The following is a 14,484-nucleotide window of genomic DNA, read 5'->3' as shown; positions in this document are numbered from 1 at the left end:
TAACAGTTGATGATCTTGGGCCTGCTTGAACCGATTAACGGCCTATGCCATAGGCAGGATCATCAGAATTCCTAGGGAAGCGAAATATGGCTCAAGCATCCGGCCTCATGGCAGGCAAACGCGGCGTCATCATGGGTGTCGCCAACAATCGTTCGATTGCGTGGGGTATTGCCAAGGCCATTCATGCGCAGGGCGGAGAAGTTGCATTCACCTATCAGGGCGATGCCCTGAAGAAGCGCGTGGAGCCCCTGGCTGCCGAAATCGGCGCCGTCATGGTCGGCCATTGCGACGTCAGCGACGAATCGACGATCGATGCCGTTTTCGAAAACGTCGAGAAGCTGTGGGGCAAGATCGATTTCATCGTGCATGCGATCGGTTTCTCCGACAAGGACGAGCTGACCGGCCGTTACGTCGATACGACGCCTGACAATTTCACCAAGACCATGCAGATCTCCGTCTACTCCTTCACGTCGGTCGCGCGCCGCGCCGAGAAGCTGATGACGGAAGGCGGTTCGATGCTCACGCTCACCTATTACGGTGCTGAGAAGGTGATGCCGAACTACAACGTCATGGGCGTTGCCAAGGCGGCACTCGAAGCGAGCGTCAAATATCTCGCCGTCGACCTCGGACCGAAGAACATCCGCGTCAACGCCGTTTCGGCAGGCCCGATCAAGACGCTTGCGGCCTCCGGCATCGGCGATTTCCGCTACATCCTCAAGTGGAACGAGTATAACGCGCCGCTGCGTCGTACCGTGACCATCGAGGAAGTGGGCGATGTCGGCCTCTACCTGCTCTCGGACCTGTCGCGTTCCGTGACGGGTGAAGTGCATCACGCCGACAGCGGCTATCATGTCATCGGCATGAAGGCTGTGGACGCGCCTGACATTTCCGTCATCAAGGACTGAGCGTCCTTACCTGCGAAGCGGAGCCGATCCCCGTGCTTATCTATGTGATCAGACACGGCCAGACCGACTGGAATGCGGAACGCCGCCTGCAGGGGCAGAAGGATATTCCGATCAATGCGATCGGCCGCGAACAGGCAAGACAGAACGGGATCGCCCTTGCGGCGGTCCTGAAGGGCGAGGATACGGAATTCGATTTCGTCGCAAGCCCGCTCGGGCGCACGCGCGAGACCATGGAGATCATGCGATCAGCCATGGGGCTTCCGCCCAAGGACTATCGAACCGACGAACGCCTGGTCGAAGTCTCCTTTGGCGACTGGGAAGGCTATACGATAAAGCAGCTCAGGGTCTCTCAGGCCGAGCGAGTGACGGAACGCAACATCAACAAGTGGGATTTCATTCCGCCGGGCGAGGATGCGGAAAGCTACGAGATCATGTCGTGGCGAACAGGCGCATGGCTGAATTCAGTCGACCGGCCAACCGTTTGCGTCACCCATGGCGGCGTCATCAGAAGCCTGTTCAAGCTAATCTCCAACCTTCCCAAGGATGTCGCCTCCGAAGGCGAAATCCCGCAGGACCGGATTTTGAGGATCGAGACGTCGCGAGGCCAGATCGGCTGGATCTGATCCTGCAGATCCTTGCTTACTTGACGATGTCGAGATCGTTGATGACGCGCTTGCCGTCGACTTCCGTATAGAAGATCACAACCTTGACGCCGGCCTTCAGGCCTTCGAAATCGAATTCCTCGGGCGCCTGATAGGTCTTGCCGTCATCCAGCGTCAGGACGAGATTGGTAGTGTCGACCTTCTTGATCGTCGCCTCGACATCGGCACTCTCGGCAAAACTGCTCATGGGCGAAAGAAAATTTGCCGTCGCCAGAAGCGTAGCAATAACGAAACGCATGTCGGCAATCCCCTTTAAGCGCTGCCATGGATATCGAGTGGCCACAGATAAACTCCTGAATATGGCGAAAATTGCCCGGAAGAATGGCTTTCGGCGCCCAATTGATGAATAGGATTTTACGGATAATCAAGAGGCCCGTTTAACCGTCTTTTTCTCTCTGTTTACGTGATTTAGCGGCCGCGAATGCGCGCAATCGTAAATTAACCCCTGCCCCCTAAAGTCGGCGCGAATGTAGGGGTGTGTGATTTGCAATTCCGGCTGAGCAACGGCAACCAGCTGCGGCGTGTTCTGAAGAATACGCGCGTCTCTCTGCTGGTTTCCGCCATCGTGGCCATCGTCGTTATTGCCGTCGGCTTTGCACTCGACCGCGCGAATACTGCTGCCTATCTGCGCGAGCTGCACATCCGCACTGAAAACGAGACCAACCTGATCCGTGCCCGCGTGATGGCGCAGATCAATATGGATATTACCGCCGTCCGCGACCTTTCCAACCTGATCTCGCTCAGCACGCAGACGAACGAGGCGGAGATGGAGCGGCAGATCAACTGGCTGCTGATCCAGAACCCGCATTTCATCAATATTACGCTCGCGCCCGATTTCATCGTCAAATCGGTCTATCCGGCGCAATCCGACAAGGACCGAATCGGCAAGGATGTGCGCGAGCGGCTGATGGAGCGCATGTCGATCAGCCGCAATGCCGGCGACCAGTCGGCACGCTTCTACGGCCCCTTCAAGACGACGGATGCAGAAAACGCCTTCGCGATCTTCTTTCCGGTTTTCGTCAAACAGAACGGCCAGCGCCGCATCTGGGGCGCGGTCGAGGTGGTCATAGACCAAAACATGTTCTACGAGTCGACCGGCCTGATGCCAGCGCGCAACAGCGAAAATCAGGAGCGCTATCCGCATCTCGACCATCTTTCGATCGCGGTGCGCGACATCGGCATTCCGAATGAGACGGCTGCGCCCTTCTTCGGCCCCGCCAATATTTACGAAAAGGACCCGCTCCGCCGCAAGATGAGCTTCGCGGGCGGGCGATGGGAACTGGCGGCAGTGCCGAACGACGGCTGGCACGCGGTTCCCGGCAATCGGCATGAATTGCGATTGATCATCGTCGCCGCGGGCTGCGTGATCATCATCCCGATCTTTTTCGCGACCCTGCTGCTCGGCGAACGCAACCGTAACATCACGCAGCTCGAGGCCCGCGAAGCCAAACTTCTCGAACTGTCGCAGCGCCTTAACCTGGCGCTGGAATCTTCCCGCATCGGCATATGGGAGTTGCAGGAGAACGCCACCAACCTTTCCTGGGACGCCCGTGCATCCACCCTTCACGGCCTCAAGTCGATCGAAGGCAGCCGGCCGCTGGAAGTGTGGCTTTCGACGATCGTGCCCGAAGACCGCGAAATCGCCGAGGTTCATTTCTTCGGCTGCAGCATCGCGGGAGAAGCCTGCACCGCGCAGTACAGGGTGATGCGGGAAGACGGCCGGATCCGCCACCTGCGCTCCATCGGCGCCTTCTATACGGATGCCGGCGGCACAGGAAAAACAATCGGCATCGTCTGGGATGTGACAGCCGATGCGGAAGTCACCAACACGCTTCGCCTTGCCAAGGAAACGAGCGAGCTCAAGAATGCCGAGCTGGAACTCGCGCTGGAAGAACTTTCGAGCCGCGAGGCGGAGCTTTCCGAACTCTCCGGCAAGCTCGACCTCGCGCTCGATTCCTATCAATGCGGCATCTGGGAGGCCATTCTCGGCAAGCGCGGCTCGATCTGGGACGAGCGCATGCACGAGCTCTACGGATTGAAGCAGAGCAATGCCTTCGTGACCGAAGACGCCTGGCTCTCCTGCATTCACCCCGATGATCGCGGACTGGCGCTCGAAAGCGCCCGCCATTTCAAGCAAGTCGGAGACACGCATACGCTCGTCTGCCGCGTGCCGGATGAAAATGGCGGCCTGCGCTACGTGCGCTCCGTCGGCAAGGTGCATCGCACGCCGGCCGGCGAGATGAAGATCATCGGCATCGCCTTCGATTCGACCGAGGATGCGTTGATGACGCTGCGCCTCAAGGCCGCGAAGGATGAGGCGATCACCAAAAACATCGAGCTGGAACTCGCCAAGAACAGGATCGAGCACAACTCCCTGCACGACCCGCTGACCTCGCTCGCCAATCGCCGCAAGCTTGATATCGCACTGGAAAACCTGACGGATGCCGGCCGCGGCGAGCGGCAGAAATTCGCGATCCTGCATATCGACCTCGACCGCTTCAAGGAAATCAACGACACGCTCGGGCATGCCGCCGGCGACGCGATGCTGGTGCATGCTTCACGCGTACTTTCAAGAAGCCTGCGCGACAGCGATGTCGTTGCGCGTATCGGCGGTGATGAGTTCGTCATCCTCTCCTTCGACGTGGGCGATAAGGAGATGGCGGAGCTTGCCGGCCGCGTCATCGAGGAAATGCGCCAGCCGATCGATTTCCAGGGCTTTCCCTGCCGTTGTGGTGTGTCGATCGGTATTGCGCTGGCGAACGGCATCCATGTCGACGCCCGCAAGGTCCTGATCAATGCCGATATCGCGCTCTACCGGGCCAAGAGCCTCGGCCGCAATCGTTTCGAATTTTTCAACCACAATCTGCAGGCCGACATCATCAACAATAAACGCACGGCTGATGAAATCCTGGCCGGGATCGACAACGGCGAGTTCACGGCCTGGTACCAGCCGCAGTTCAGCGCCCGCACGATGAAACTGACCGGTGTCGAGGCGCTGGTGCGCTGGCGCCATCCCTCCAGGGGCTTGCTCACGCCGGACAAGTTCCTGCGCATTGCCGACGAGATCAATGTCGTGCAGACGCTCGACCGCATCGTGCTGGAGACCGCTCTGCGCGACAAGATGCGCTGGGCGGCACAGGGTATCTTCATACCAAAAATCTCCGTCAACGTTTCGGCACGGCGCCTGCATGATGGCAGCCTTCTGGAATCGCTCGAAGGCCTGCAGATCCGTCCCGGCGAAATTTCCTTCGAGCTGGTGGAATCCATTTTCCTCGATGAAAGCGAGGACGTGGTTTCGCATAACCTCGAACGGATCAAGGCACTCGGCATCGATATCGAGATCGACGATTTCGGTACCGGTCATACGTCGATCGTGTCGCTGCTCAAGCTCAAGCCAAAACGGCTGAAGATCGACCGGCAGCTCGTAAAGCCGATCGTCGCCTCCTCCCAGGAGCGCGCGCTCGTCAGTTCCATCATCGAAATCGCCCGCTCGCTCGGCGTGGAGACAGTTGCCGAGGGCGTCGAGACACTCGCCCACGCAGAATTGCTGCGCGATCTCGGCTGCGATCTCCTGCAGGGTTACGCCTTCGCACGCCCCCTCTCCTTCGATGATTTCGCCATCGAGGCGCGCGGCACGGCCTGGCTGCTGGCATCCTAGAGCGCTGTGCATCCATTCGTACGTACGAAGGCAAAATTCCGAAATACCATTTCCGCGATCGCACCATCAGGCGCAAAGAAAGGCTTTTGCCTGAACGGTTTTTTGGCCTATGAGTGTCGCGCCTTTTTGAGTAATGGCGCGGCCGGTGACGACCGGCTCCGCGCATCCGGCGGGAACACATGTCGCACAATACATTCGGTCATCTCTTCCGTGTAACCACCTGGGGCGAAAGCCACGGGCCGGCGCTCGGCGCCGTCGTCGACGGCTGCCCTCCGGGACTGCGCTTCAAGCTGGAGGACCTGCAGGTCTGGCTCGACAAGCGCAAGCCCGGCCAGAGCCGTTTCGTCACCCAGCGGCGCGAAGACGACCTGGTAAATGTTCTCTCCGGTGTGATGATGGATGCCGACGGCGAGACGATGATTACGACCGGCACGCCGATCTCCATGCTGATCGAAAATACCGACCAACGCTCCAAGGATTACGGCGACATTGCCCGGCAGTATCGCCCCGGCCATGCCGACTATACCTATGATACGAAATACGGCATCCGCGACTATCGCGGCGGCGGCCGGTCCTCTGCCCGCGAGACGGCAGCCCGCGTTGCGGCAGGCGGCATTGCCCGGCTCGTCGTGCCCGGTGTCACCATCCGTGGCGCGCTTGTGCAGATCGGCAAGCACAAGATCAACCGCGCCAACTGGGACTGGGATCAGGTCGGGCAGAACCCGTTCTTCTCTCCCGATGCCGAGATCGTGCCCGTCTGGGAAGAGTATCTCGACGGCATCCGCAAGGCCGGCTCTTCGATCGGCGCCGTCGTCGAGGTGATTGCCGAAGGCGTGCCGGCCGGCCTCGGCGCACCGATCTACAGCAAGCTCGACCAGGATATCGCTTCGCTGCTGATGTCGATCAATGCCGTGAAGGGCGTGGAAATCGGCAACGGTTTTGCTGCCGCCGAAACGAGTGGCGAGGACAATGCCGACGAGATGCGTATGGGCAATGACGGCAAGCCGATTTTCCTGTCCAACAATGCCGGCGGCATTCTTGGTGGGATTTCGACCGGCCAGCCGGTTATTGCCCGCTTCGCCGTCAAGCCGACCTCATCCATTCTCACCGAACGGCAGTCGATCGATGCCGACGGCAAGAATGTCGATATCCGCACCAAGGGCCGTCATGACCCCTGCGTCGGCATCCGTGCCGTGCCGATCGGCGAGGCGATGATCGCCTGCGCCGTTGCCGACCACTATCTTCGCGACCGCGGCCAGACCGGCCGGCTGAAATAGGACTTGTCCCATGCCTTATGACCAGAAGCGTGTTGTCGATGCTATCAGGGCCTTCGAAGCCGGCGAGATCGTCGTCGTCATGGATGACAATGATCGTGAAAACGAGGGCGACCTGATCGTCGCCGCCGTGCACGCGACGCCGGAAAAGATGGCTTTCATCGTGCGCCACACGTCGGGCATCGTCTGCGCGCCGATGCCGAAGGAAGAGGCCAAGCGACTGAACCTCAACGCGATGGTGGCGGAAAACGATTCCGCGCACACCACCGCCTTCACCGTTTCCGTCGATTTCAAGCACGGTACGACGACGGGCATTTCCGCCGACGACCGCACGCTGACAGTGCGCAACCTTGCCAACCCGAATGTCGGCGCGTCGGATTTCGTCCGCCCGGGGCACATTTTCCCGCTGGTCTCCCGCGAAGGCGGCGTGCTGATGCGCTCCGGACATACGGAAGCGGCAGTCGATCTCTGCAAGCTTGCCGGCCTGCCGCCGATCGGCGTCATCTCCGAACTCGTCAATGACGACGGCACGGTGACGCGCGGCCCGCAGGTCGTGGATTTCGCCGAGCAGCACGGGCTGAAGCTTCTGTCGGTCGCCGACCTCATTGCTTATCGCCAGCGCAAGGAAACGCTGATCGAGCTCGGTTCGAGCTTCGATATCGAGACACCGTTCGGAAAGGCCAAGGCGCACACCTATTCCCTACCCTGGGATCCGATGCAGCATCTCGCCGTCGTCTTCGGCGATATCAGGGATGGCGTCGATATTCCGGTGCGCCTGCATCCGGAAAACGTCGCCGACGATCTGTTCGGCAAGCGCAAACCGGTCGACTTCTACATGCAGAAGATCGCTGAACAGGGCCGTGGCGTCATCGTCTACCTGCGTGAAGGCTCGGTCGGCGTCGGCCATTACGACAATGGCCGCAAGGCCCGCAATCAGGGCCGCGAGGCCCATGTCGAGGCACAGACACGCGACAGCGAATGGCTGGAAATCGGCCTCGGCGCACAGATTCTGAAGGATCTTGGCGTCAGCTCCATCAAGCTTCTGACCAGCCGCGAGCGGCACTATGTCGGCCTGGAAGGTTTCGGCATCAAGATTTCCACCACCGAGATCTGCTGACCGGCGATCCCTTCCGCTCTCAAGGAGAAGGGATCATCCTTTCCAGCCGTCCAGATAGACGACTTTCTCCACGCCGGCGAAACGCGCCAGACGCTCCAGTTCTGCCTCCAGCTTTTCGAGCCGCCCGGCGGATGTCTTGACACGCGGTTCCAGCCATAGCCTTTTGACGTCCAGCGTGCCGTTCTTGCGGTCGGCCTTCATGTCGATACGGCCGATGAGCCTGTCGCCTTCCAGGAGCGGAAACACGTAGTAGCCATATTCGCGCTTCGGCTCCGGGACGAAGATTTCGATGCGGTAGAAGAAACCGAACAGTCGCTCTGTCCGGTTTCTGTCCCGGATCATCGGGTCAAACGGGCTGAGCACCCGGATTCGCGGCGGTGCTTCAGGATAGTCATCGAGCGTGCCAAGGAAATCGGCTGAAGCCCAGGAGGAACGTGGCTTGCCGCCAAGGGCCGGTTCGATCAGCACCTCGATCAATTCATCCCGATGATCAGCCACCCAAGCCTTTGCCTCATCCGGCGAGAGCAGGTCCCAGAAGGCTGCGATTTCGCCGTGCGTGGCAAAGCCCAGACGGGCAAGCGCGCTGCGGCAGGCCCAGTCGACGAATTCCTCGCGGCTTACCACCGGTTCGTGGAATTCGGCAGGGATGACGCGTTCGGCGAGATCATAGATCTTCTGGAAATTGGAGCGGCCGGCGATCGCGAATTTGCCGGTGCGCCAGAAATATTCGAGCGCTGTCTTGTTCGGGTGCCAGTTCCACCAGCCGCCGGAAACATGCCCGTCCGCCTTCATGTCGCGCGCCAGGATCGCGCCGTTCTTGGCCACCCGTTCAAAGGTCTCCTCGAAGGAGGCTTCAAAGCCTTCGCCACGCCATTTGCGCCAGCGCTCGATGATTGCCTTCTCCTCGTCGAGGAACTTGTGCTTCCAATATTTGAAGAAGGCGCTGGGCAGGATGGAGGCATCGTGCGTCCAGTGCTCGAAGAGCGAGCCATCCTTCTCCAACAGCGCGGTCAAGTGTTCGCGCCGGTAGGTCTGGTTGCGGGAAAAGAGAATCTGGTGATGGGCGCGCTCCACCGTCTGGATGCTGTCCACCTGCACGAAGCCGAGATCATGAATGAGGTCCAGCAGGCCGGCCTTGGTCAACGCGCGGTTCGGAGGCGCGCTCAGACCTTGCTTGGCGAGAAAGATACGGCGGGCATCGGAATTGGAGAGCAGATTCGTCATCCAGCCATCATAGCGCGGAAAATCTTCCTAGCCACCCGATACGATATTCCAGCCGATTTGATTTTGATCCTTTATCGGGTCATCAGCGCTCTATAAAAGCGGGAATTCAAACACGGGGACCAGAATTGAATATTCGTTTCGAGAGCGCAGGCGCCAGTTTCGGAGCAAGGGTAGCGGTCGAGCCGCTGACGCTGTCTCTCACCGAAAACCGCCTCGGCGTCATCGGGCTCAATGGCTCCGGCAAGACCACTTTCGCGCGGATGGTCAATGGGCTCATGAAACCCACCACGGGCAAGGTTATCGTCAATGGACGGGATACGCGCGACGAGAAGACGGCGCTTGCCGAAGTCGGCTTCATCTTCCAGTCGCCGCAGAACCAGATCATCCTGCCGATCGTCAGGGACGACATCGCTTTTGGACTGAAAGGCCGAGGCCTCACAAAGGCGGAGATCGAGAAAAAGGTCGAGCTGGTGCTCGCCCGGTTCAATGCCGAGGAACTGGCTCCTCGCCGGGCGCATGAGCTTTCGGGCGGCGAGCTGCAGATCGCGGCGCTTTGCTCGGTGTTGGCGACGGGTCCCGATATCCTTATCCTCGACGAGCCAACCAACCAGCTCGACCTGCGCAACCGCGCTCTGGTGCAGAAGACCATCGACGGGCTCGAAGAAAATGTCGTCGTCATCACCCATGATCTTGAATTGATTTCAGGTTTCGAGCGAGTGCTGCTGTTCCACGAAGGCAAGCTGGCAGCCGATGCGCCGGCAGCAGAAGCGATCGCCCACTACAGGGAGCTTGCGGCCTGATGCAGTCACTTTATCTCGAAGGCAACAGCGCCCTGCACCGGCTTTCGCCTCGGGCAAAGATCTTTTCGCTCTTCCTGCTCGGCTTAGTGCTGTTCATCAGCAACAATATTCCGCTGCTCGCAGTCGTCATGCTGCTGACCGTGCTCGCCTATCGCAGCGTCGGCATGCCGAAGAAGGAATCAGCCGCTCGGCTGAAACCGATCCTCCTGACAATCGCGTTCGTGGCGCTCGTCACCTTTATTGTTAATCCGTGGCATCAAGCTTTGGCAACGTTGCTACGGCTGACTGCGCTGATGCTGTTTGCCGCCGCCGTGACGGCCACAACGACGATCGCCCAGTTCATGGACGAGATAACGACGCTTGTGCGGCCACTGGAACGCATCGGCTGGGTGAAGGCCACTGATGTTGGTTTGGCGGTCGGTCTCGTGCTGCGTTTCGTGCCCGAGATCATTGCCCGTTACCATGCGATCAGCGAGGCACATGCGGCTCGCGGGCTGAAAGTGCGACCGACGACGATCCTTACCCCGCTCATCATTTTAACGCTGAGGGATGCGGATAATGTTGCTGCGGCAATTGACGCACGCGGCATTCGACGGCATGTCAGTTAACGTTTTGTGAATTGGAGATCACGATGAGCACGCGCGACCTCGTTCTTACCGCTCTTTTCGCCGCGATCATCGTGGCCCTCGGCCTGTTGCCGCCTATTTATGTCGGTATTGTCGCAGTTCCGATTACTGCACAATCGCTCGGCGTGATGATGGCAGGCGTCGTCCTTGGCGCAAAACGTGGCTCTATTGCAGTGCTTATTGTAATTGCGCTTGTCGCAATGAACCTACCGGTGCTTTCGGGCGGCCGCGGCGGAATGACGGCCCTTGTCGCCCCTACCTCAGGTTTCCTGTATGGCTGGGTGTTCGCTGCTTTTGTTACAGGCTTCCTCAGCGAGCGGCTGGTCAACGCCGGACAGTCAGGCCTCGTGCAGACGGTGAGCTTTTTCCTTGCTGCCGTCATCGGCGGCATCTTCGTGCTCTATCCATTTGGCATTATCTTTGCGGCTATTGTGGCCGATGTCACCTTGCAGAAGGCCTTCCTCGGCAGCCTTTTCTACGTCCCTGGGGACGTCCTCAAGGCCTTCGTAGCGGCCCTTGTTGGCCGAGCTGTTATGGTCGGCTATCCGTTGCTGCCGGTTCGCGCCTAATCCAGGAAGCCATAGAGCCAGTCGCGCGTTTCTTCGGGAAGCGTGACCGGCTCGCCGTCCTCACGGCTGCGTGCCTGCCAGGTGATCTCAACTTCGGCGGCACGCTCGTCTTCGATCTCGGCAGCGATAAGGAAGCCGATGGAACGGACGCCGATCTTATCGACGCCAGCAGTGAAGGTTACCGTCTCGTGATAGTGCAGTGGCCGGTGAAGGATGCAGGACACCTTGGCAGGAGTGTAAACAGGCTCGTCTTCTACGCCGGGTCTCAATGACCAGAAACCTGCAAGTACGGATTCCGCATAGGAAATATAGGAGGCCAGAAACATCTGGCCGTTCATATCGACATCGCGAAACGGCACACGCAATTCCACCATGTCCGGGCGGTTCGTCTTACTCATTTACTGGTCTGCCTTGCAGGTTATCACTGCGACCCTAGCACGGGGTCCGGCGATGTAAACGAAACAATTAAAATAGCGTAAACGCCGGCACATGGCTCTTAACTGCGGCTATGCGGCTTGTTGAAATCGGCAGGCAGTGCCCCATCTCGTGTGGATCATGACATATACGACCGATAGAGTGCCGACATGAGCACCCGTCTTTACGAACATCCCATCTTTCTCGAGCACGTGACGCCGTCTGGCCATCCCGAGCGCTCCGACCGTATCCGTGCGCTGAATGTGGCGCTGGAGCATCCGAACTTCGAGCGGCTGGACCGCAAGCAAGCCCCTCAGGCAAACGAGGATGCGGTGCTGCTTGCCCATCCGGAAGAACACCTAATCGCGGTCATGCGGCAGATCCCCGAAGAGGAAGACAAGATCAACCAGCTCGAAGCCGATACCTATGCCAGCCAGAAGAGCCTGCAGGCGGCGCTGACCGGCATCGGCGGAGCGATGGCTGCCGTCGACGACGTGTTCCGCGGCAAGGCGGACAATGTGTTCGTTGCCGCCCGCCCGCCGGGACATCACGCCGAGAAGATGACCGCCATGGGCTTCTGCTTCTTCAACAATGCGGCGATTGCCGCCCGCCATGCGCAGAAGGCGCATGGCGCAGAACGTGTGGCCATCGTCGATTGGGACGTGCACCATGGGAACGGCACGCAGGATATTTTCTGGGACGATCCTTCCGTGCTTTTCTGCTCCACCCACCAGATGCCACTCTATCCCGGCACGGGGGCAAAGGACGAGAATGGCGCGCATGGCACCATCGTCAATGCACCGCTTTCGCCCAATGTCGGCAGCGATCATTTTCGCGAGGCCTTCAAGTCGCGCGTGCTGCCGGCGCTTACCGATTTCCGGCCCGACCTCATCATCATCTCTGCCGGGTTCGACGCCCATCACCGCGATCCATTGGCGCAGATCAACCTGACAGGCGAGGATTTCGACTGGGCAACAGGCCGGCTTCTCGAAGTTGCCGACCGTAGTGCCAATAACCGGGTCGTCAGCCTGCTCGAAGGCGGGTATGATCTGGAAGGACTCGCCGAATCGGCAGGCATGCATATTCTGAGAATGATGAAGGGTTGAGAATGACTGACAGCGCCAAGCCGGAGGTTTCCGGCCTTTCCTTCGAAAAGGCGGTTGCCGAACTCGAAAGCATCGTTGCGCGCCTCGAACGCGGCGACGTGGCGCTGGATGAATCCATCGAGATCTACGAGCGCGGCGAAGCCCTGAAGAAGCATTGCGAGACGCTGCTTTCGGCCGCCGAAAACCGCATCGAGAAGATCCGCCTCGACCGCGCCGGCAAACCGCAGGGCGTGGAACCGCTCGACGGCGCCTGAGACGCGTACCGAAACTCCCTTTCAAGACACTTGGCGACCGGCTTCTGACCGATCTATGATCCCTCGATAGATATCAAGGGAACAGCAAGATGACGGACAGATTGAAGGGCAAGGTCGCCATTATCTCGGGTGGCGCGACCGGCATGGGCGGCGCTGCCTCGAAGCTCTTTGCGGCTGAGGGCGCGCGCGTCGCCATCATCGATCGCAATGGCGAGGCGGCAGCGAAAACCGTCGATGAAATCCGCACTGCGGGCGGCGAAGCCGAATATTGGACGGCCGACGTCTCCGAAGAGGCAGCCGTCAATGCCGCGGTCGCCGGCGTCGAGGAACGCTACGGGCCGGTGACCGTGCTTTTCAATCATGCCGGCACGATCGTCATCAAGCCGTTCCTGGAAACCACGCTGCAGGAATGGGATTGGCTGCACGCCGTCAACGTGCGTTCGATGTTTTTGATGACCAGGGCCGTACTGCCCAAAATGATCGAAGCCGGCGGCGGATCGATCGTCTGCACTTCATCGATCTCGGCGGTTGCCGCCACGCCGATGGAAGTGCTCTACGATACGACGAAAGGCGCGGTGCATATGTTTGCGCGTGCCATCGCGGTCGAATTCCGGGACCGCAACATCCGCTGCAATGCCGTCTGCCCCGGCTTCATCCGCACACCGCACGGCTTGCGCGAAGTGAAGGAATTGCAGGCGCATGGCGTCGATGTTTCGGACGCAGCGATTGCCGCGCAGCAGGGCCGGATCGGCGAGCCAGAGGATGTCGCCCGTGCGGCGCTCTATCTTGCCAGCGATGAATCGATCTTCGTCAATGGGGCGCATCTTTTCGTCGACAATGGCTTCACGGCGATCTGAGCGCTTAGCCGCTATCTGACAAACTGACCCTTTCGCCACAGACCGGCAGACGCTATCTGTGGCCCAGGCCTTTGTGATCGGAGTGCGTCATGTCCTTCTTCCCCGGTAAAGATCCCCTCCCCGGCGATGCCTTCGCCTGCGATGCGATCGAAAACCTGATCATCCCGCGCACCAGCGATATCGGTGGCTTCCAGGTGCGTCGTGCCCTGCCGACGCGCCAGCGCCGGCTTGTCGGGCCATTCATTTTCTTCGATCGCATGGGACCGGCGATCCTGAAGCCGGATGAGGCGCTGGACGTGAAGCCGCATCCGCATATCGGGCTCTCAACCGTCACCTATCTCTTTGACGGGGAAATCCGCCATCTCGACAGCCTCGGAACGGAAAAGGTCATCCGGCCCGGCGACATCAACCTGATGACGGCCGGGCGCGGCATCGTGCATTCGGAGCGCACGCCGGACAATCTGCGCGGCCATCCGCTCTCCATGTCCGGCCTGCAGACATGGCTGGCGCTGCCCGACGACAAGGAGGAGATCGATCCTTCCTTTGCCCATACCGAAAAGGGCGACATGCCTGTTATCGACGATGGAGGGGTGACCGGCCGTGTTGTAATCGGCTCGTTCGAAGGGCTGAAATCGCCGGTGAAGGTTTTCACCGATACGCTCTATGCGGATATTGCCCTGCAGCCGGGCGCGAAATTTCCCTTCGACGCCGCCCATGAAGAACGCGCGGTCTATGTGCTCTCGGGCGAGGTCGTCATAGCCGGCGACCGGTTCGCCCCAGACCAGCTTCTCGTTTTCCGGCCAGGCGATGCGATCACGCTCGAAGCGGGCGTCGAGGGCTGTCATCTGATGCTGTTCGGCGGTGCTGCACTCAACTCGAAACGCTACATATGGTGGAATTTCGTATCTTCCTCGAAAGAGCGGATCGAGAAAGCCAAGGAGGAGTGGCGCACCGGCCGCTTCGATATCGTCCCCGGCGACGAAGAGGAATTCGTGCCTTTGCCGGAGGGCTGAAGTGC

General features: G+C 59.8%; 15 protein-coding genes. 12 read left to right on the top strand and 3 right to left on the bottom strand.

The window, feature by feature from the left end; all coding sequences use genetic code 11:
• Positions 1–86 precede the first annotated feature (86 nt).
• Positions 87–905, top strand: coding sequence for an enoyl-ACP reductase FabI (gene fabI, locus FHT93_RS15085; protein ID WP_112542943.1), 819 nt, complete (start codon positions 87–89; stop codon positions 903–905).
• 32 nt (positions 906–937) lie between these two features.
• Positions 938–1,528: a histidine phosphatase family protein gene (locus FHT93_RS15080; RefSeq protein WP_112542942.1), complete on the top strand. Its 591-nt coding sequence runs from the start codon at positions 938–940 to the stop codon at positions 1,526–1,528.
• 16 nt (positions 1,529–1,544) lie between these two features.
• On the opposite strand, the gene FHT93_RS15075 is transcribed toward FHT93_RS15080, so the two are convergent.
• Positions 1,545–1,805, bottom strand: coding sequence for a DUF1344 domain-containing protein (locus FHT93_RS15075; RefSeq protein WP_112542941.1), 261 nt, complete (start codon positions 1,803–1,805; stop codon positions 1,545–1,547).
• A gap of 246 nt (positions 1,806–2,051) precedes the next feature.
• Here FHT93_RS15075 and FHT93_RS15070 point away from each other — a divergent pair, with 246 nt between their 5' ends.
• The 3 genes from FHT93_RS15070 to ribB all read left to right on the top strand — a co-directional run bounded on the left by FHT93_RS15070 (position 2,052) and on the right by ribB (position 7,616).
• A complete protein-coding gene (locus FHT93_RS15070) occupies positions 2,052–5,225 on the top strand; it encodes an EAL domain-containing protein (RefSeq protein WP_112542940.1) in 3,174 nt (1,057 codons plus the stop codon).
• Between the two features lie 179 nt (positions 5,226–5,404).
• The gene (gene aroC, locus FHT93_RS15065) at positions 5,405–6,502 is read left to right on the top strand and encodes a chorismate synthase (protein WP_183848175.1); all 1,098 of its coding nucleotides are present in this window, start codon (positions 5,405–5,407) and stop codon (positions 6,500–6,502) included.
• A 10-nt stretch (positions 6,503–6,512) separates the two neighbouring features.
• The gene (gene ribB, locus FHT93_RS15060) at positions 6,513–7,616 is read left to right on the top strand and encodes a 3,4-dihydroxy-2-butanone-4-phosphate synthase (protein WP_112971078.1); all 1,104 of its coding nucleotides are present in this window, start codon (positions 6,513–6,515) and stop codon (positions 7,614–7,616) included.
• A gap of 33 nt (positions 7,617–7,649) precedes the next feature.
• Here the strand turns inward: ribB and FHT93_RS15055 are convergent, their stop codons facing one another.
• Positions 7,650–8,840, bottom strand: coding sequence for a winged helix-turn-helix domain-containing protein (locus FHT93_RS15055; protein ID WP_183848173.1), 1,191 nt, complete (start codon positions 8,838–8,840; stop codon positions 7,650–7,652).
• Between the two features lie 125 nt (positions 8,841–8,965).
• Between FHT93_RS15055 and FHT93_RS15050 the strand changes: the two genes are divergently transcribed.
• Genes FHT93_RS15050 through FHT93_RS15040 form a run of 3 tightly spaced genes read left to right on the top strand, consistent with a single transcriptional unit; the run spans position 8,966 to position 10,835 of the window.
• Positions 8,966–9,640: an ABC transporter ATP-binding protein gene (locus FHT93_RS15050; RefSeq protein ID WP_112542936.1), complete on the top strand. Its 675-nt coding sequence runs from the start codon at positions 8,966–8,968 to the stop codon at positions 9,638–9,640.
• Positions 9,640–10,248, top strand: coding sequence for an energy-coupling factor transporter transmembrane protein EcfT (locus FHT93_RS15045; protein ID WP_113208669.1), 609 nt, complete (start codon positions 9,640–9,642; stop codon positions 10,246–10,248). Before FHT93_RS15050 ends, FHT93_RS15045 begins: the two co-directional genes overlap by 1 nt.
• A 23-nt stretch (positions 10,249–10,271) precedes the next feature.
• A complete protein-coding gene (locus FHT93_RS15040; RefSeq protein ID WP_113116294.1) occupies positions 10,272–10,835 on the top strand; it encodes a biotin transporter BioY in 564 nt (187 codons plus the stop codon).
• Here FHT93_RS15040 and FHT93_RS15035 read toward each other — a convergent pair.
• Positions 10,832–11,233: an acyl-CoA thioesterase gene (locus tag FHT93_RS15035; RefSeq protein WP_112542933.1), complete on the bottom strand. Its 402-nt coding sequence runs from the start codon at positions 11,231–11,233 to the stop codon at positions 10,832–10,834. The two genes, FHT93_RS15040 and FHT93_RS15035, sit on opposite strands and share 4 nt — an antisense overlap.
• Positions 11,234–11,419: 186 nt before the next feature.
• Between FHT93_RS15035 and FHT93_RS15030 the strand changes: the two genes are divergently transcribed.
• The 4 genes from FHT93_RS15030 (at position 11,420) to FHT93_RS15015 (ending at position 14,479) form a co-directional block, all read left to right on the top strand.
• Complete coding sequence (locus FHT93_RS15030; RefSeq protein WP_112542932.1) at positions 11,420–12,355, top strand: histone deacetylase family protein; 936 nt, start codon at positions 11,420–11,422, stop codon at positions 12,353–12,355.
• A 2-nt stretch (positions 12,356–12,357) separates the two neighbouring features.
• Positions 12,358–12,609: an exodeoxyribonuclease VII small subunit gene (locus FHT93_RS15025; protein WP_003545921.1), complete on the top strand. Its 252-nt coding sequence runs from the start codon at positions 12,358–12,360 to the stop codon at positions 12,607–12,609.
• Positions 12,610–12,698: 89 nt separating this feature from the next.
• Positions 12,699–13,466, top strand: a complete 768-nt coding sequence (locus FHT93_RS15020; protein ID WP_113213029.1) for an SDR family oxidoreductase — start codon at positions 12,699–12,701, stop codon at positions 13,464–13,466.
• Between the two features lie 89 nt (positions 13,467–13,555).
• Positions 13,556–14,479 (top strand): pirin family protein, encoded by a 924-nt coding sequence (locus FHT93_RS15015; protein ID WP_112542930.1) that lies wholly within the window; start codon positions 13,556–13,558, stop codon positions 14,477–14,479.
• The last annotated feature ends 5 nt before the right edge of the window (positions 14,480–14,484 follow it).

Source organism: Rhizobium sp. BK379 (assembly GCF_014193955.1).
GTDB lineage: Bacteria > Pseudomonadota > Alphaproteobacteria > Rhizobiales > Rhizobiaceae > Rhizobium.
This window is presented reverse-complemented; position numbering and strand designations above follow the sequence as displayed.